The 18,132-nt window shown below is 36.5% G+C and carries 13 protein-coding genes and 2 pseudogenes; 9 read left to right on the top strand and 6 right to left on the bottom strand.

Annotated elements, in window-relative coordinates:
* Window positions 1–183: 183 nt before the first annotated feature.
* A complete protein-coding gene (locus ACP6PK_RS07935; protein WP_426559146.1) occupies window positions 184–648 on the top strand; it encodes a DUF4332 domain-containing protein in 465 nt (154 codons plus the stop codon).
* A 1,060-nt stretch (window positions 649–1,708) separates the two neighbouring features.
* Here the strand turns inward: ACP6PK_RS07935 and ACP6PK_RS07930 are convergent.
* A complete protein-coding gene (locus ACP6PK_RS07930) occupies window positions 1,709–2,305 on the bottom strand; it encodes a class I SAM-dependent methyltransferase (RefSeq protein ID WP_426559145.1) in 597 nt (198 codons plus the stop codon).
* Between the two features lie 758 nt (window positions 2,306–3,063).
* Between ACP6PK_RS07930 and ACP6PK_RS07925 the strand changes: the two genes are divergently transcribed.
* The 3 genes from ACP6PK_RS07925 (at window position 3,064) to glgA (ending at window position 6,640) form a co-directional block, all read left to right on the top strand.
* Window positions 3,064–3,399: a nucleoside triphosphate pyrophosphohydrolase gene (locus ACP6PK_RS07925; RefSeq protein WP_094673575.1), complete on the top strand. Its 336-nt coding sequence runs from the start codon at window positions 3,064–3,066 to the stop codon at window positions 3,397–3,399.
* 445 nt (window positions 3,400–3,844) lie between these two features.
* Window positions 3,845–4,309 carry a DNA phosphorothioation-associated protein 4 gene (locus tag ACP6PK_RS07920; protein WP_094673577.1) on the top strand — a complete coding sequence of 155 codons (465 nt, stop codon included), beginning with the start codon at window positions 3,845–3,847 and terminating at the stop codon, window positions 4,307–4,309.
* A 912-nt stretch (window positions 4,310–5,221) separates the two neighbouring features.
* Complete coding sequence (gene glgA / locus ACP6PK_RS07915) at window positions 5,222–6,640, top strand: glycogen synthase GlgA (RefSeq protein WP_094673576.1); 1,419 nt, start codon at window positions 5,222–5,224, stop codon at window positions 6,638–6,640.
* Window positions 6,641–6,941: 301 nt separating this feature from the next.
* Here glgA and ACP6PK_RS31660 read toward each other — a convergent pair.
* Window positions 6,942–7,291, bottom strand: a pseudogene (locus ACP6PK_RS31660) (HNH endonuclease); the annotation flags it as partial.
* 2,163 nt (window positions 7,292–9,454) lie between these two features.
* On the bottom strand, window positions 9,455–9,883 hold the full coding sequence (locus ACP6PK_RS07905) for a DUF1824 family protein (RefSeq protein WP_426559144.1): 429 nt from the start codon (window positions 9,881–9,883) through the stop codon (window positions 9,455–9,457).
* A gap of 1,078 nt (window positions 9,884–10,961) precedes the next feature.
* Between ACP6PK_RS07905 and ACP6PK_RS07900 the strand changes: the two genes are divergently transcribed.
* A complete protein-coding gene (locus ACP6PK_RS07900; protein ID WP_426559143.1) occupies window positions 10,962–11,984 on the top strand; it encodes a polysaccharide deacetylase family protein in 1,023 nt (340 codons plus the stop codon).
* Window positions 11,985–12,408: 424 nt separating this feature from the next.
* Here the strand turns inward: ACP6PK_RS07900 and ACP6PK_RS07895 are convergent, their stop codons facing one another.
* Together ACP6PK_RS07895 and ACP6PK_RS07890 are read right to left on the bottom strand one after the other, a co-directional pair.
* Entirely contained in the window at window positions 12,409–12,978 is a 570-nt protein-coding gene (locus tag ACP6PK_RS07895; RefSeq protein ID WP_426559142.1) for a Uma2 family endonuclease, read from the bottom strand.
* 258 nt (window positions 12,979–13,236) lie between these two features.
* Window positions 13,237–13,827, bottom strand: a complete 591-nt coding sequence (locus ACP6PK_RS07890) for a hypothetical protein (protein WP_426559141.1) — start codon at window positions 13,825–13,827, stop codon at window positions 13,237–13,239.
* A 385-nt stretch (window positions 13,828–14,212) separates the two neighbouring features.
* Between ACP6PK_RS07890 and ACP6PK_RS07885 the strand changes: the two genes are divergently transcribed.
* The 4 genes and pseudogenes from ACP6PK_RS07885 to ACP6PK_RS07870 form a co-directional block, all read left to right on the top strand.
* Window positions 14,213–14,371, top strand: coding sequence for a helix-turn-helix domain-containing protein (locus ACP6PK_RS07885; protein ID WP_426559140.1), 159 nt, complete (start codon window positions 14,213–14,215; stop codon window positions 14,369–14,371).
* Window positions 14,355–14,780 (top strand): hypothetical protein, encoded by a 426-nt coding sequence (locus ACP6PK_RS07880; protein ID WP_426559139.1) that lies wholly within the window; start codon window positions 14,355–14,357, stop codon window positions 14,778–14,780. The genes ACP6PK_RS07885 and ACP6PK_RS07880 overlap by 17 nt, the downstream gene beginning before the upstream one ends.
* Window positions 14,725–15,084: a transposase gene (locus ACP6PK_RS07875; protein ID WP_426559138.1), complete on the top strand. Its 360-nt coding sequence runs from the start codon at window positions 14,725–14,727 to the stop codon at window positions 15,082–15,084. The genes ACP6PK_RS07880 and ACP6PK_RS07875 overlap by 56 nt, the downstream gene beginning before the upstream one ends.
* Before the next feature lie 157 nt (window positions 15,085–15,241).
* Window positions 15,242–15,376: pseudogene (locus ACP6PK_RS07870) on the top strand (hypothetical protein); the annotation flags it as partial.
* A gap of 329 nt (window positions 15,377–15,705) precedes the next feature.
* On the opposite strand, the gene ACP6PK_RS07865 reads toward ACP6PK_RS07870, so the two are convergent.
* Entirely contained in the window at window positions 15,706–17,940 is a 2,235-nt protein-coding gene (locus tag ACP6PK_RS07865) for an SUMF1/EgtB/PvdO family nonheme iron enzyme (protein ID WP_426559137.1), read from the bottom strand.
* Between the last annotated feature and the right edge of the window lie 192 nt (window positions 17,941–18,132).

Raw genomic sequence — 18,132 nt, 5'->3', positions numbered from 1 at the left:
ATTATGATTGAAATTAACTGGCAATTATTCTGGATATTAATGATTTTGCATTGTGCTATTGTCATCTCTGCTTTTTGCCACTAAAGCAGCAGAGATGACAATAGCATTCCATAGGATGAGCTAATCGCTAATAGCTGAAGACTTACGAATGTTCGAAAAATAAACACTGAATAGGAGATAACAATGATACATAAAATTCAAGATCTTGAAGGTATTAATTCTATCTATACTGATAAGTTAGCAGGAGTAGGTATTAATAATATTGAAGAGCTATTAGAAAAATGTTCCTCTTTGACAGGAATAGAAGAATTAGAACAAGCTACTAATATAGAAAAAAACCTGATTATTAAGTGGGTTAATTTTGCTAGTTTATTACAAATAAAAGGTATAAACATAGAATATTTTCCACTATTATCAGCCCTGGGAATAGATACAATTTCCGAATTAAAAGATCGGTTTCCTGAAACACTTCATTCCCAGATGATGAAAGTTAATCGTCAACAACAATTAGTACAATTTTTACCTAGTCTAAGTATGGTGAGAAGTTGGGTCTCTCAAGCAATAAATATTCAAAGAAAGACTGCTCATAACAATATTCCAACTACTAAGTTACCCCAAAAAAAATGGTCTTTGGATTGGTCAGATTAGGAAAAAATTTAGACAGAATAAAAAGACTTACAATTACTATCTTTGAATTGAGTTTTATGTAAAAAATTCTCATTGCATAATCCTGATACTAAATTCGGTTGATAAAGTATCCTTTTAGGGAAGTGGGGGGATGGGGAGATGGGGAAGTGCTTATAGAACCCCTGAAAGGATCTATTTAAAATTATAGATTGAGAGTACGGGAGCGGGGGAGTGGGGGAGATGGGGAGATGGGGTGTATTAGATATCTGCCACTCATCCCATCATCAAATCAATTATTACCCATTTTTTATCAATTAATTCTCCACCAGAACCTATTTTCTGGAGATACGGTTAGGGCTTCTATAGAGCAATAATAGTTTCATTTTATCAAGCGCCTGCGAGATGGAGGTGGATAGTGAAATTTCTCTTCTATTGCGTATAGAGCAATAATAGTTTCATTTTATCAAGCGCCTGCGAGATAGAGGTGGATAGTGAAATTTCTCTTCTATTGCGTATAAAAGCCCTAACAGTATCTTGGGGTTTGTTGCGAGTTTTTGGCTCATTCCTCAGGAGTAGGGGTGATTTCCGTTCCGGAATACTTTCCTTCGGAATGCTCTGCAAACGTAAACGCCTGCCTTAGGAGCATGACAAACGGAAATCACCCCTACAGAAGTCAGGAGATTAAGAAATAAAATAGGGAAAGAGGATGGGTGAAAAAGGTGCTTCTAATAACCGTATTTGGTATGAGATAAGGCTACAAATAATTAATTTATTCATTGACTACAAAAAATCCATCCATACTTAAAATCTACATTCCTCATTTCAAAGCTTAGTATCAAGGGCAATTAGTCCGTAGGAAACAATACCATTTCTCAAAAACTTTTCAACCCGTATCTTGAGCTGAGAAGTAGAGTAGTAAGGAAATGGGGGAGTGGGGGAGTGAGGGAAAAGTAAACATAAGAATAATTAACACGCTCCTAGGGTGCTAATTATCAAAAAGGAAAGCTTATGACATTGGAGAAACTACTCTACTTATATCTACTTATATGTTGATATATATCATTATTTCCCTACTGTAATTTCACAAAGAAATATCAGGCTTTTTAAACACTAAAAAATGCTGTTGTGGTAAAAAATATCTAGTATCTTGCCAAACCAAACCTACAGCTTTCATTTCTTTTTTCACCTGTTTTTCACTCATCTTATGTAAACCCTTAATCATAATCATTGGATTTTCACTCCGATATTCCAATAAAACTACTCGCCCACCAGGTTTCAATCCCTCAAATATTCCTAACATCATTTCTCGTGGATATTCAAACTCGTGATAAGCATCAACTAATAAAGCAATATCAACACTAGATGGCGGTAAATTTGGATTATCCACATCACCTAAAATTGTCTCAACATTAGTAATATTTTCCTCATTATTAACAAAATTAATTAACTCTAACATTTCCGCTTGTATATCTACTGCTAGTACCTTTCCCTCTGGAACTAAAGGATTAATTCTAAAAGTAAAATAGCCAGTACCAGCACCAATATCTGCTACAACATCTGTAGATTTTAATTCAAGATTATTAATAGCATTTTCAGGTTTTTCTTGATTGCTTCTACTAGGTCTTTCTAGCCATCCAGCCCCTTCATGTACCATTACTTTAGCAATTTCTCGACCCATATAAAATTTCCCAATACCTTCAGGATTATGGATAGTTCTATATTGGTAAATTCTCTCTGAATTGGTAACTATATTATTGTTGATAGCGCAGGAATTTATGCTTAAAATCAGCAGAAATAAAGATAGCAGTATTCCTACATTCTGTAGAGATTTTAGAAAATTTTTAGTCATGGTAAATACTGGATTATTTGAGTTATCAGTTATCAGTACCTCCAGTAATAGGGAGGCAACAAAATCAGGAATTTTCTTTTTTACTACCTTTAAAAAGGAGATTGTATATTTTATTTATTGGTCATAAATAAAGTTAATATTAAAGAAGAAAAATTAGTCGGGATTTGGTTATTAAACCACTAGAAAATTTAGCTATAGTTTGGGAAAATTTACTTCCTATAGTTATTTTTAAATTTTGTTTACCTACTTATACTAATATATATTGACTGTAATAACCCTATGATATTTTGCAATTTTAGTAATTTAACCAGAGGCACAATTCATCTATGAATAATTACTTTTAAATTCATCTACTTATAGCTTATAGTCTTTGATAGGGAAATTCATAATTATTATTATCAAGATAGTTAATGAATTTCAAGGAACAGAAAATTTTGACTCTAGTTACAAATAAACTACGCACTATTGACTAGAGAGTCAGTATATTGGTAGCAATATATTGGTAGCAACTTAGTATATATTTTATATATGGTGTTTGGTATAAGTTCAACCAACAGACAAAAATTAGTGAATGAGGCAATACCATTATGCGTAAAGAATATAATAAATTAGTCCGTGATCGTATTCCAGAAATTATCCGTAAAAGTGGTCTAGAATGCCAAGCTGTAACTCTCTCAGAAATAGAATATCAGCAAGCATTACGGCGAAAAATAATTGAAGAAGCCCAAGAAGTGGCTACAGCAAATAACACTGATTTAGTCATAGAAATAGCTGACTTGTTAGAAGTAGTAGATGCTTTACTAAAAAGTTACGGTATTTCTCATCATCAAGTGGGATTAGAACAAGACAAAAAGAGGGCAAGTAAAGGAGATTTTGAGAATCAAACTATGTTGTTATGGATAGAAGAAAATAATACTAAATAGAAAATATTAAAAATATAGTCTAGAAGAAACATACTAACTAATATACCTAGAAAAAAGTTTTAGTTTATTATCCTGTTGTTTGTGTAGGTAATTTTTAACGATTAAGAAAAATTACTTTGGCGACTGCCGTTTCCATACCATGAAAAACAGAAAAAAAATCATAATTACCTCTCCCTTGTAAGGAGAATATTAACGCTTAAGGAAAAATTTTCTTTATTGAATTTGTTAATAAGTAATAGGTTGTAGAAGGAGTATAAATATCTTAATATTTTTCCAGTTAAAAGTCTGAAACTCAGAACTATCTATCACCTGTCTCCTTTGTTTCAGAAGATTTTGCTTACCAATTTTATCCTTGGCATTTAAGCTTTTCTTTTGTCAAATATATTTTCTTTATCCTCAAAATATGACTGCTATATTTTGGTATAAACATTTATTTTTTTTAGTTATGAACAGAATTAGAATTGCTAAAGATAAAGCAGATTTAGTCAAAGCTTTAACCGAATCAGAAGGAAAAACAGGTCCCTTTAAAACTTATGCAGATGTAATGGTATTTGCTGCATCTTTAGCTATTAAGAAAAAACAGCGAGTTCCACTAACAGAAATTTCTCCAAGAGAACCAGGTCCAATTAATATTGAAGTGTTTTGGTCTAGGGGATATGAAAGTATTATTAAATTAATCGCGATCGCCGACACAAGAGATACAAAAATTCTCTGCCAAACCAATGAAGAAATAGAAGAAAATCGGATTAAAATATTTGAAGAATATGCCAATGGAGGATTGGAAATATTACGAGATGAACTGCGGGGTGCAGTAAATTATTCAGAACGGCTTTTATTAGTTTTAATTTCTGAGAGATATCAAAAACCTCAGCCAGAAACTGAATTTGATTTAACTAAATTTTTGGGGTAAAAAACGCAATTGTTGTCGAAAAGAATAAAAATCAGAAGTAAGTATTCAGCATTCAGCTAGCCTCCTAAAGAGGAACTACCTTAACAGCTATTAGCTATAAATTATTAACTCATAATCTTGAAAAGATAAATTAGTCCCCAAGGAGAATTAAAAGTTATCAAGAACAAGAAAAAGGTCATCAGCTAACAGAAGTCCAGTTATTACGTTCATACAGTTCATACAGTTCATACATCTGAATGCTGTTTGCGGAGCATTCCTGGACGGAAATGCTAGTAGCTTAATGCTTAAAATTATAAAGGAATTTCCTACTTGATGAAGTACATATTACGAAATAGGTTATAGGGAATAAGCAAAAATATTTTTAAAATTTTAAATTTAAAATTTTTAAGATTCACTTTTGACTTCTGAAGATTGATTAACCATTGTTGATTTACTAATATTTGTTAACATAAATTCATATATATTGATTTAGTTGTATTGATTTAGTCCCATAGATTTTGCTCTAATCACTTGTAGACAGAGTAGTTTGTGGTCGAAAACCAGGCCACTAAGTAACCTCTATCCTGATAAGTTACCGAAGCGCATGGTCAAGTAATTAAAACTTCTGCGACGTCGATAACCAAGACGATGTAAGTGTTTAAAAAGCGTCTACAGGTTTTCTTGTAGACATTGGGAGATACCCCCTCAGCATGTTAATCTTGCTGTGCATTGTTAACAAATGTTAGCACTCATAGTATCGGGCAATTAAGAAATTCTCACGCCTCTCAAATTTAGCCACAGCAATTTAACTTCTAACTTCTGACTTCTAACTTCTGACTTTTAACTTCTGACTTCTAAATTGAGCTATAAGTGCGCCCATACAGGTATGATGACGATATTGAGAATCAAAAAGGGAACGCAAATTAAAAAATTATGCGAATTTTATTTGTGGCTGCTGAAGTGACTCCTTTAGCAAAAGTTGGTGGGATGGCAGATGTAGTCGGTGCCTTACCCAAAGTCCTACGAGCAATGGGTCACGATGTTCGTATCTTCATGCCTTATTATGGCTTCTTAGGCGACAAGATGGAAGTTCCAGAAGAACCCATGTGGGAAGGAACTGCCATGTATCAAAACTTCAAAATTTATGAGACGGTACTACCAAAAAGTGACGTGCCATTGTACCTATTTGGTCATCCTACTTTTTGGCCACGTCGTATCTACTATGGAGATGATGAGGACTGGAGGTTCACTCTATTTGCCAATGGGGCGGCTGAGTTTTGCTGGAATGGCTGGAAACCAGACATTATTCATTGCAACGACTGGCACACTGGTATGATTCCAGTTTGGATGCACGAAACCCCAGATATTAAAACCGTATTTACTATTCATAACCTAGCTTATCAAGGACCTTGGCGCTGGTACTTGGAAAGAATTACTTGGTGTCCCTGGTATATGGAAGGCCATAATACAATGGCAGCAGCAGTTCAATTTGCCGATCGGGTAACTACTGTTTCTCCCACCTATGCTGGTCAGATCCAAACTCCTGCTTATGGTGAACGCCTAGATGGTTTAATGTCTTTTATTAGTGGGAGACTAGAGGGTATCCTCAATGGTATTGACATGAACTTTTATAATCCCGCTAATGACAGATATATTGCTCAAACTTATAATGTCGATACCTTAGAAAAACGGGTTGCCAATAAAGTTGCTCTTCAAGAAGAGGTAGGTTTTGAAGTTAACAGAAATACCTTCTTAGTCGGAATGGTTTCTCGACTGGTGGAGCAAAAAGGACTTGATTTAATGCTGCAAGTCTTGGATCGGTTTATGGCTTATACTGATAGTCAGTTTATTTTGTTGGGCACTGGCGATCGCTTCTATGAAACCCAAATGTGGCAGATAGCAACTCGTTATCCAGGTCGGATGAGCGTCCAACTTTTACATAATGATGCCCTTGCCCGACGAATATATGCAGGTACTGATGCCTTTTTAATGCCCAGTCGGTTTGAACCTTGTGGTATTAGTCAGTTATTGGCAATGCGTTATGGTAGTGTACCTATTGTGCGTCGTACAGGCGGGTTAGTTGATACTGTCTCTTTTTATGACCCTATTAATAATGCTGGTACTGGCTATTGTTTCGATCGGTATGAACCACTAGACCTACTTACTGCAATGGTTCGAGCGTGTGAAGCTTTCCGGTTCAAAGATAAATGGTTCGAGTTACAGAAACGTGGCATGAGAGAGAACTTTAGCTGGGATAAATCAGCTAAAGAGTATATCAAAATGTATAAATCAATACTCGGACTACCTGAAGAAGATACAGCAGTAGAGAAAGAGCCTGAATTAGCACAATAATAATTAATTTGGAAAAGGAATTGAGGTAAAATCACCTAATTCCTTTTTCTTTATTATGCTAATTATTGCTCTGCTGATTAATTCTGACGGGCATTGACAGATAAATGTTTTAGCATTTTTAGGTCTTAAAGTTCAAAAAGGAGCGCATTTCTGGCGCATAGATAGTTGGGCAAAAAAATTACTCCCCTAGTCCCCTACTCCTTAAACCTACATTCCGCACGTCAAATTGCAACATTAAAAGTAGTATGAAGACCTCTAGCTTAGTAAGTATTTATACCATATAAATCATCTTCATGTTAAACTAAGCCAGTTTGTTACCAAACCGACTCGTCTGCCCCCTTTGGGGGAGCTGCCCTAACAAAACCGTGCGTGAGACTTTCACCTCACACGGCTCCTCTCTTAGACGTCCCTTTTCATGGGTACATCCTGCTTCAGAGTTAACATATCGTTAATCCATATATAATTTTCAGGTAAATCCTGGGGTCTAAATTTTGGATATGTTTTTTTGTCTAAAGCAGTTTTACTGTCGTGGCAATGTCGGTGCAATAGTTGTTTATTTCTGATTGTATTGTCACCACCTTCAGACCTTGGTTTTATATGAGCTACTTCCATAAGGTCAGTTGGTCTAAAGGTTAGTCCACAAAATGCGCATTAGAATTCTAAATTTAATAATTTAATCATTTAATAATTCTAAATTCTGAATTCTGAATTCTGAATCTATGCTTCTTACCCAATCTTACTCTCCCTAAGACCTGCAACCATAGTGCAGATTTACCTTGAATGGCGCACCTTCGATTTCGACCTGTATTCTTAGGTGTATTAGAGAGGTTTTCTCGTTCCCTTATTCCTTTATTACGACTGATTTATTGGGGTAAAATCTCCCGGAGGGTGCGATATAGTTGCTGATAATCTCAAGTCAATAAGATTATCTATTGACCCCCTGACTTTCGTCCTACATCCCATAGCTACCTTTGAGATGGGCATTAGTATTGAGAGTTGTTATAGTCGATGGGAGGTATTACCCTCCGCACCTCTACTTCACGCGCCGTGCGTGCGACTTTCACCGCACACGGCTCCGTGCTACTGTGGTAACATCTCAATAGAGACAAAACCCGTTGATTAGGGCACTCACCGGGTCAAGGTTTAGATTATCCTAATCTTCCACCGTCTCAGTCAGGGAGTGCCTTTAGCCTACCGCCTTGGAGTTATTTACCTCTGTGTCGTATTGCGCTCGACTAACGAGCAGGGCAATTTCAGGCTAAAGGTTTTTACCCTGTACGCATAGGCTTCGGAAACTTCACTCTTTTGGTGTCTAAGCATCATCACCCTTTCTTTGAGGTTTCTTGATTGCCGGGGGTAATGAGTGTTCCCCCATCCTACCCGTCAAGCAAGAGTTCCGAGCTTCCCTCCTACTAGCCACAAAACCTACATGACCAGACTTGCTTGCCGTTTTTCCTCGTTCCGAGTTACAGATTGTTTTGACGGTTTAGGGCTGTCCAATTCGCCTACACGATCCCCAGGGATGCGTCTAACTAATTAAATTTGACGCGGGGATGCTCGTGTGCGGTCAGGAGACTTTGGAGTGACTCCTTGCTGGGAAGTAAGACGTTTTTTCAGGACATTCCGCCCCGGTACCCATGCCGTCTCCCCATTACCCCCAGTGCGCCTATCACTCTTGGCTCTGGTTGGGGCCTGATGCCAGCTTCACTCTGAAGCGTGGAAAAGTTCTAGCTCGGTGTGGCCAGGTCGGGAGTCCGCTGTCCCTTAGCGGGTGAGACTTTCACTCACATCCGTAACTCAGTTATCTAGCAGGCTCTTCTTTGGTGGCCTCATATAGCGATGAGATATACAGGCTCTTCCGCCGTGGCCTCGTATTTACCCTATTCATACCCCTCTGGTTGCGCTTAGGCTCCTAATAGGAACGAGTCGCACTAATTACCTTCCTGTTCGTCCACTTGTCAGCCTTTGCTTCCGGTATCGTTCCTCGGTAACTGGTATTTTCCCGCTTTTAGACCAGCTTCACCAGTTTGATGTTCATTCTCTCCAGTATGGTCTATGCTTTCTACCCAACAACAAGGCGGAGGAATTTCACCTCGAAGGATATAAGAGTTTTCTCGTGACTATATATTTACCACCTCCTTAGTCACGGAAGGTTAGATATACCTGCTTTTCAGCAGTCTTGACTAGCCAACGAGTCGCACTGACCTTTCTAATTCGTCAAATTCTTAGGAAAAGATTAAATATAAACACTTACTTAGGGTTTACTGAAAAAGTCTTTTAGTAAGGGGGAGGAGTCAGGAGTCAGGAGGCATGAGAGTTATAGAGTAGGTAGTGACAAGAATAGTCCCTTGATTTTTCTGCCTCCCATTACCCAAAAATGCTCACTTTTTCAGCTTGATCGACTTAAAAGCTGGTACTTTTTCAAGCTCTAAAATTGCTCAAACCTTTATCTGTCAATTCTTTGATATTTTATCAGCAAACCCTACTTAATTGATGACTCATCCATCAGTTAAAACTATCAGGACTTGCCCAGAGGTACTATATATATAGATATAGCGTTCAAAACTATAACGTTATAGTTTTGAACGCTATATACATGGTCTTTGCGTAAGTCCTGACTATAACTCCTGACTCCTGACTCCTAGCTTTAGACTACATTCTGAAGTGCAGAATTTAGGCTTAAAAAAGACTTTTTCAGTAAACCCTAATTAGCATCTCATGTATCAGTCGCGGAAATTTTTTGTTTCCCTTATTTGATACCTTGGTTTCTCCCCTCCTTAATATACTTAATTTAAGATCAAAATAATCATTATTTTAAGTAAATAAATCTAGTGGTAAATAACCATAAGTTCCATTAATTCCTGTTGCTTCATCAGATTGACAAGATACTAATACGCCTCGATATTTTCCAGTATAGGATTCCATAATATATGACTCTTTCATCCCATTAAATTTCAGATAAACAGACCCTTCAATCGAATGAAAATTAGACTCATTCATCAGAGTGGTATGATACCCTAAAGCTTCTAAATAGTTTCCTAATGTAGATAAAGCTTCAGTAGTTGAATCGGCACAAATTCCTAACATTTGATAATCAGACGAATTTACCAACAACAAGATTGCAGCACGGGTTATAGCTTTTTCCTCTTGTAATTCCACTGATTTCATATCTTGACAAGTCAATTCATGGAGATTTTTTTCAGCTTGAGTAACAGTGAGATTATGAAGGTTTTGATTAGACATCAGTACCTGTAGAAAATTAATTTAATTGACTCTGGAGGTAGGGAAGATTTGAACAGATAACAGGAAAGACAAAATAAGAAAAACAAGTGTATTTGACTAACTTGATAAATATTATATAACTCATGTCCGGTTCAACAATTATCAATCATTAGGAAGCAGTCAGGAGTCAGGAGCAGGAAAAAGGGAAATAAAAAAAGATAAAGATGAGAAAGTTTTTTGATTGGGCTATTAAGCCAAGATTACATAAGTCTTACAACAGTTTTTAAGTTGATGAGGTACAAAATTATGGGACAGTAGGAAGTAGGAAATCAGGAAAAGAGATTAATATTAAAACTTTACCTCACTATCCTAAAAAGTTATGTAATTACAAACAAACAAACTGCTGATAGCTGAGTAATAATCGCTATCATATTATATCAAGTTTAGATAATTAGTTCAGGACTTACCCAAAGACCATGTATATAGCGTTCAAAACTATAACGTTATAGTTTTTGAACTCTATAATTAAAGTTAAACGATGGCGTTCGGTAAATCTTCCTAACTGTCTATAACCCCAATAACCACTTATGATTACCATAATCACGGTGCAGCAGTATCAGCCATCAGGGGTGACGAAAACCTCTCAGCTATACGAAAATCAGGTATTTCTTTCAGGTAATCAATCAGGCTTTTTTCCATATATTTTCATATATTAGTATATTGGCCAATTTTACCAACTAAATTTGCTCCTTACTCTATAATTGTACACCTAGAGTGAGAATGAAACAGCCCTGCCATTAAAAGGGGGTAGAGAGACTTGAGACCTTATTTTTTATAGGACTTACACAGAGACCACATATATAGTGCTAAAAAACTATAACGTTATAGTTTTGAACGCTATATATAGTAGCTTTCCGTAAGTCCTGTTCTAGTCAAACTATAGATTTAAGTAGAAACTTATCATCACGAAAAATCAACGGTACAAAACCATTAGACTAAAAATTATCTAATTTTTTAGATTCGTCAGGAAAAAATAGTGATATTATCGTCTCTACCTGTCCATAATTTATAGGTTTTGGATTGAATATTAGGAAGAGATATGATTAATCAAAAATGGATTGAAAATTTGATTTGGGTACTTAGTACGAAGGCTACTCAACCCCTCTTCTCTATTATAGAGAAATTAAAACTAACTATTCTACAATTGTACAAAGAATTTTTTTTGATTAAGTTTCTAGGTAAGTGGATAGGTAAACTTGTATACCTTTCATTAATATTGATCGTAACTTTAGGTTTGACTGGTGCAACTGTTAAATATCCTACTGTAAAAATTCCAATTTTTGGTTTCCACAACATTATTGATTTACAGAATAAAGCTGATTTACCTCCATATCGTCGTTTGTCTGATATGGATTATACTAAAGAAGATTTAGAGAAGTTTATAGACTATTTAGTACAGAAAAATTACTGGTTTTTATCCTCTCAAGATTTGTTTATCTATTTTATTGATAAATCTCAACCTATACCGACTGAACATATAGGTCAAAAACCTGTAATGTTGACTTTTGATGATGGCTATAAGGGAGTACATAAAAATGGAATTCCTATATTGGAACATATAGAAGAAAAATATGGTGAGAAGGTAAAGTTTGTTTTGTTTGTTAATCCTAAAACTCTAGGATTTGACAATGGGAAAGATTTACCACATCTCAGTTGTCAAGATTTAAGAGAAGGATATCAAAAAGATTTTTATGATATTCAATCTCATGGATTTACTCATAAAAAATTGACTAAACTTAGCTCTAAAGAATTAGATGTAGAACTGTATTTGGCAAAGTTGGCTTTGAGGAAATGTACTAATGATTTAGATAGAAATAAAATTGTTGCTGCTCATATTGCTTATCCCTTCGGTGCTATTAACAAAAGAGTCGAGAGAAAGTTACCCAAATATCATTTGACTGGATTTATTTATGATGATAATTTCCTGAGAGTCAATTATTTGAAAAATCAGTTCCGTATTTCTCGAATTACTGTTGGTAATCACACATCTCCCTATAAATTAATTAGGTTGGCGAGTCGAGCTTCTACCTTGAAGAAAATTAGTAAGTCGAAAAAGATTTAGAGTTGTTATTTTGTCAGCATTTCCGTGATCGAATGCTCCGCAAACAGATATTAGTAGTCAGCTCTCAGATTTTTATACTGATTTTATGTGAAGTTGCACAGAATTATGAAATTAATTAATTTGTAAGCATTCAGCTATTAGGAGTCAGCCGTCAGCTCCTAGTTTTTTAATGAAAGAAGTAAGCAGTCTTTTAACTTCTACTTTATCAATCATATATCTGAGTTGTCAAACCATATATATTTATGGCTGGAAATTATAGATTTGTCTTAAAAGCTGATAGCAGATATCTGACGGCTGAATGCTTACATTAATTCATCTTTGTTGGGATATTCAGTTAATTTATCCATTCTTTGATTTTCAAAAGTGCTAGATAGGAGAATTATGACTATTATTAGCAATAATTCTCCCAATATTCTCAAGTTTTTTAATCTGGGAAAAAATGACTGATAGAACAACAAAAATTTGGTAATAATGGAGTTGTTATTTCCTCTCCATCTAATAGAGTCGCGACTAAAATTAATCTGGCATTTTCTCGCCGATAAACTTCTACTTGTTTAGTGAAATGATCAACTATCCAATACTCTCTTACTCCCTCTACCGAATATAATTTTAATTTTGCTTCCTTGTCTCGACGCTCATTATTTTTGCCAGGAGATAATACCTCTATTATTAACTCCGGTGCATCTGTAAGATGACCAGCTTCATCTTCAATTTTAGATAGTCTTTCTTTGCTCACCAAAACCACATCTGGGCAAACATTATCTGACTCGGAAAAGATAATACCAGGAGCAATAATAGCTTCTCCTAAATTATTAGATTCTGACCAAATATTAAGTTGCTGAAAAATTTTCCCACAAATTTGTTGGTGTCGGAAGTGGGGTGTTTTGGTAACGAATAATTCTCCATCAATAATTTCATATTTATTGAATTCATTTTGTGGTAATACTTCTAAGTCGTAAATATTCCAACGTATTTTTTGTACTGTTTGATTCATAATAATTAAGGAAGAAGGAAGAATAATGTTACAAAATCAGTGGGGATTGCTATCTTGGATAATTGATTATTTTTAGTGGGATTTAAACATTTGGAAAGCTATAAAATAGGCTCAAATTTAGATGAGCAATATTTTCGCATCAAAAAGATATTAACTCTAAATAAGCATTGGTTCTAGCCATTTTTAAGGCATCGACATAGTTCCATTATCTAGACTGACTTTGACACATTTTTCCTACCAGAAAATATCTAAATATAGCTACTTCCTTTTTCCTTTAATTTTTGACTTTTTTTTCCGAGTCTTTGATTTGTTCTTTTTATTTTTGGCTCGCTGCTGAACTACTTCCGGTGGCGGACCATAATCTCCATCACTAAAGTATACTCGCTCTACTATATTTTCCGGTTCTACTTCAATCCACAGACGGGCACCTCCAGCTTGACTATTATTAGGTTGATGAGGTTGATAAACGATTTGGCAAGGTCCTTTTATTTTCAGAGCGTGGCAATAATCCTTTTTATCTCCTACCTTCACAGCAACTGCTGGATGAGAAGTTCCATTATCTCGGTTGTAATCTATAGTTTTTCGTAGAACATGAATAAAAGTATTGGCTGTACGTCTATTTTTATTCCAAGTACCTTCAGGACCACGGCGACCTGGTATAATTTCCGGCATTCCCCGTTTGTTTAATGGAATCATCCAACGTCTTCCATCTTTATAAGCATCTCGAACACGACCTTCATTCAGTAATGTTCGTAATCTACCTGTGGAAATATTGAGTAGAAATGCCGCTTGTGTTGTAGTAGCTTCTTCTAATTCTGCTTGTGTTGTAGTAGCTTCTTGTAGGGTCATAACTATAACGTCTGGGTTTTTAGATTTTAGAATATTAACTTTGCTAGTATCAGTCTTAAGGAGTTATGAAAAATTAATTATATAGCAATGAGCGTTGGTATATTTACAAATTGCGGTAGGGGCCAAGCAGCTCAAACTCTTATATTATCGGCAATTTATTCCCCCTGTTGCCTTTTGCTAGATGAGCTGTTGCCTGCGCACAGCGCTATACATATTTTTTAAGATGGAAAAAAACGATTAATAGAGCAACAAAAATTTGGTAATCAAGGAGCTGATTTATAGTATCAATATATCTGGCAATTTCCGGTAATAACTAACACATCTGATGGGGATTTTCTTGACTTAGCCAAACAAATAGTTGACAATGTGGTTAGAGGTGATTTGATTGTACGCCAAAAAACTTGAATTAAAGGTTAATAATCAGGAGCGCTCAAAAATGTCTCAATGCGCTGGTTATGCCCGTTTCGTTTACAACTATGGCCTCAGTATGGTTAATGGAACTCAAGCCATGACTAAAGTTAACAAACGTGCAATGCGAAGTTAGCTTCAGTTACGCATTACGCATTTTAGAAGCTAAAAAAGTCTTTACTAACTATGTCAAAAAGCAACCAGAATATGCCTGGACTTCTAATTATTCGTCTCGCATTTATCAAAGTGCTTTTCAACATCTAGGTGAAGCATTTAAACGGTATAAAGAAGGAATCAGTAAATATCCTAAATTAAAAAGGAAAAAAGACCGACAATCTTTTACGGTTTATGACGGTAATAGAAAAGTAACAATTAACCCTGGTAAGAAAATTAAAATACCAACATTCGGGACTTTTAGATTATTTGAATCAATTCCTAATACCACAGCAAGTCAAACTTGTACTATTAGCAGAACGGGAGAAAAATGGTTTGTTAGCTTTAGTATTGAAGCCGAAAAACTACCAGTTCATCCATTATTTAGATGAACGTTCTCAACAGTTGAAGGGTATTGATGTTGGTATTAAACAGTTTGCTACAATAGGGTCATCAGAAGAAAACAGCACTATTTCTCTCCCTGAACTCATCAAAAAAGAACAATTCAAACTGGCCAAGTTTCAATGGCGCAACCATAATAAACAACTAGGTGGTCTAGGTAAAAAACCTTCAAAAAATGGGATTAAATACTACAAAAAGCTAGCCAAGTGTCAGAGTCGCATTGCTAACATTCGTAAAGATTTTCTCGAAAAAACTACCACTAATTTAGCAGGCAAGATTAAGCAGGTCTGCTGAGAAGATTTAAACGTCAAAGGCAGTCAGGCAAAACGGTAAACTGGCAGCATCAGTAGCCAGGATCGGATTTTATCAATTTAGGCAGCGATTGACAACCAAAATTGTTGCTAGTGGCGGAACTGTTGTATTAGCTGACCAGTGGTTTCCATGATCTAAAACTTGTCATAATTGTGGTTATATTCATCAAGAATTAAAGCTAAAAGACCGTACTTTTAACTGTCCTCATTGTGGAATGACTCTCTTATCGGGACTTAAATGCGGCACTGGTGTTATCTCAGTATGGGGAAGTTAATCAAAATGCTAGGGGGTAGGCTGTACCCGAATTTACGCTTGTGAACTGGAAGAGGCCGACCGACCAGGTTGAAGCAAGAAGCAAACATCTTTGACTGGCATTACCAGGTTTTACCTAGTTTTACCGGAATTGTTTAAGTATTGTACAGCAGAAGTTATTTCTTCCTTTAACTGAAAAAGGCTGATAACTGACTACTCTGAGCCTTTGTTTGTCAGTCCCAAGGCTATTTTCCTATAGGTTTGATTGATTTGAGAATTCTCTGTAAAAGGGAAAAAGGAAAAAGGAAAAAGAAAAAATAATAAAGGGGAAAAGAATAAAGGGGAAGATTCCTAGGAACGAGAAACAGACGAGACAATCCGAAAACCGCAAAAGAACGAGGATTCGGCTTTGGAATTGCCACGGCTTGCACTCCTGCAATTCCAAGAATGGAAGCTCCATTTACCGCCACGGAGCAGTCTTAGATTATTATCTCCCCCATTTTCCCAAGCACTTCCATCAGTAGGCGCTCCATCATAATTCTCGTGCCAAACATCTTGACACCATTCAACGATATTGCCGTGCATATTATATAAACCAAAAGCATTGGGAGGAACACTTCCCACATCTGTTGTTTTTTCTCGATATTGACCTTTAGGAGCATTACCATAAGGAAAGTTACCGTCGTAGTTAACTAACTCAGGCGTTATAGTTTCTCCAAAATAGAAAGGAGTAGTCGTCCCGGCGCGACAAGCATATTCCCACTGACTCTCACTGGGCAAGCTATAAATTTTCCCGGTTTTCTCAGATAGCCTTTGACAAAACTCTACAGCGTCGTGCCAACTCACACATTCCACTGGGCGACTTCCTCCTTTAAACCGAGAAGGATTATTTCCCATAATGGCTTGGTATTGGTTTTGGGTAATAGGATATTTGCTCATATAAAAAGGTTGGAGAGTTACTTGATGTTGCGGACTTTCACTAGAGTCTCTTTCTGCCTCATCTTCCGGCGACCCCATCAGAAAGCTTCCCCCAGGAATATAAACCATTTCTAATTTAATCCCATTACCCAAGTCTTCGATTTTTTGCCTGGCACTTCCCTCGGCACGGTTAATAATTTTGCCAGAGTTATTGACAGTAACTATCTCAAAAGTAAAGAGTTCCCCTTTATCTCCCCTACTCCTCCTACCATATTTTTGTTTAATTTCCTTCACCCGCGCCACTAACTCCCCACCTTTTTCCGGGTTTACCATCGCCACAAAATTAGCAAAACCCTCTATCGCAGCCATCACATCATCAGCATTACCCCACCTCTTCCCTTGGGGTCCATCCTTTTCTATCTGATACAAAGTTGCCCGAAATTTCTTCAACTCTTTCCGAGAAATAGTCGGAAACTCATTCACCACAACACCAGTAACTTCAAGTTGACTAGACTTGCGCCGAAGAATTCTCGTTTTTTCCTCATTGACAATAAACCCTTCATGGCTAACAATAGATTCAGTACGGTGGAAAATATTGCAAATTTGTCGGAGACTATCTCCCGAACCAGAAAAAGTCAAGTCATCAGCATAACGAGTATAGACAAAACCAAGTTCCCCTGCCATTTCACTCAGACGTTTATCCAAGCGACGACACATTATATTAGTAATTGCCGGACTAGCAGGAGAACCTTGAGGTAAGTGGCGTTCGCTCTGAGCTACATAATAAGTTTGTCCGTCTAACTCGACTTCTGCCACATCCGGTTCAGTACAAAGGAGGGCAAAAATAGTAGCAGCAGCTTCAGAATAACCCAATGAACAAAATAACCCTTTAACCCGCTTGTAAGAAATAGAAGGGAAAAAATTTTTCAGGTCAAAATTAATAATTACATCCGCAGCGACATGAGGTTCGGCATTAGTCAGAATAGAATTTCCGGCGCGAAAACCGTGAGCTGCTTCATGGAGTGGAATATTACAGAGAATATTGTCAAGTATCCAAATTTGAACATTTTTCAAACGTGGCATCGGAGCAGATATTTGCCTTTCTCCTCCTATTTTTTTAGGAATTTTGAAACGAATGTAGTGAGAAACTGTAGAAGTAGAGCGGGAAAATGCCAGAAACCGAAGTTCTCCCACAGTAATATCCATGGCAGTAGCTATATCTTGGGCAGTATTAAGAATGGGGAGGTCATAAGTTTCGAGACGGGAAATATTCCCATCAATATTATTAAGTCCTCCGGATACTCCTTCCCCAAGATAAATAATGTCATTTTCTTTTTGTTCTTGCCAGGCTTCGGCACGTTCTTGTCTTTCTCGCTCCCGACGTTCTTTATTTTCTTGTTGTTTACGACGAGACTCAGCTAATCTTTGTTTGTAAGCTTCTTGACGGAGTTTCTTTTGACTGGAAAGGCGAGCATTTTCTTGGCGGAGTTTTCGCAGTTGTTTTTCTAGTTCCCCACGACGCTCAATTTCATTAGGTGGGTCTTCAGGTATTTCCTCACCTTCAGGCCAAAAACCATAACGAACCATTTCTTCCAGGATAAATTCTTCGCGACCTATTTCACGAATACGAGCATATAATTCTTGACGGGAGCTTGGGCGATCGGTCATTTCAGTTATCAGTTATTAGTTATCAGTTATCAGCTTTTTCAGTTATTAATTAGGGCTTCCTGATTAAATATAAAAGGATTGACAGATAAAGATTTTAGCATTTTTAGGTCTTGAAAAAGTACCTCCTTTTCAGCTCTTGATGCACGGTTCCCGAAAAATCAAAAAGAAGCGTATTTCTGACGCATAGTTGGG

The sequence above is a fragment of the Dapis hubbardiae BLCC-M172 genome, from assembly GCF_050016015.1.
GTDB lineage: Bacteria > Cyanobacteriota > Cyanobacteriia > Cyanobacteriales > Microcoleaceae > Trichodesmium.
The sequence above is the reverse complement of the archived record's forward strand: the minus strand, read 5'-3'. Positions and strand labels throughout refer to the sequence as shown.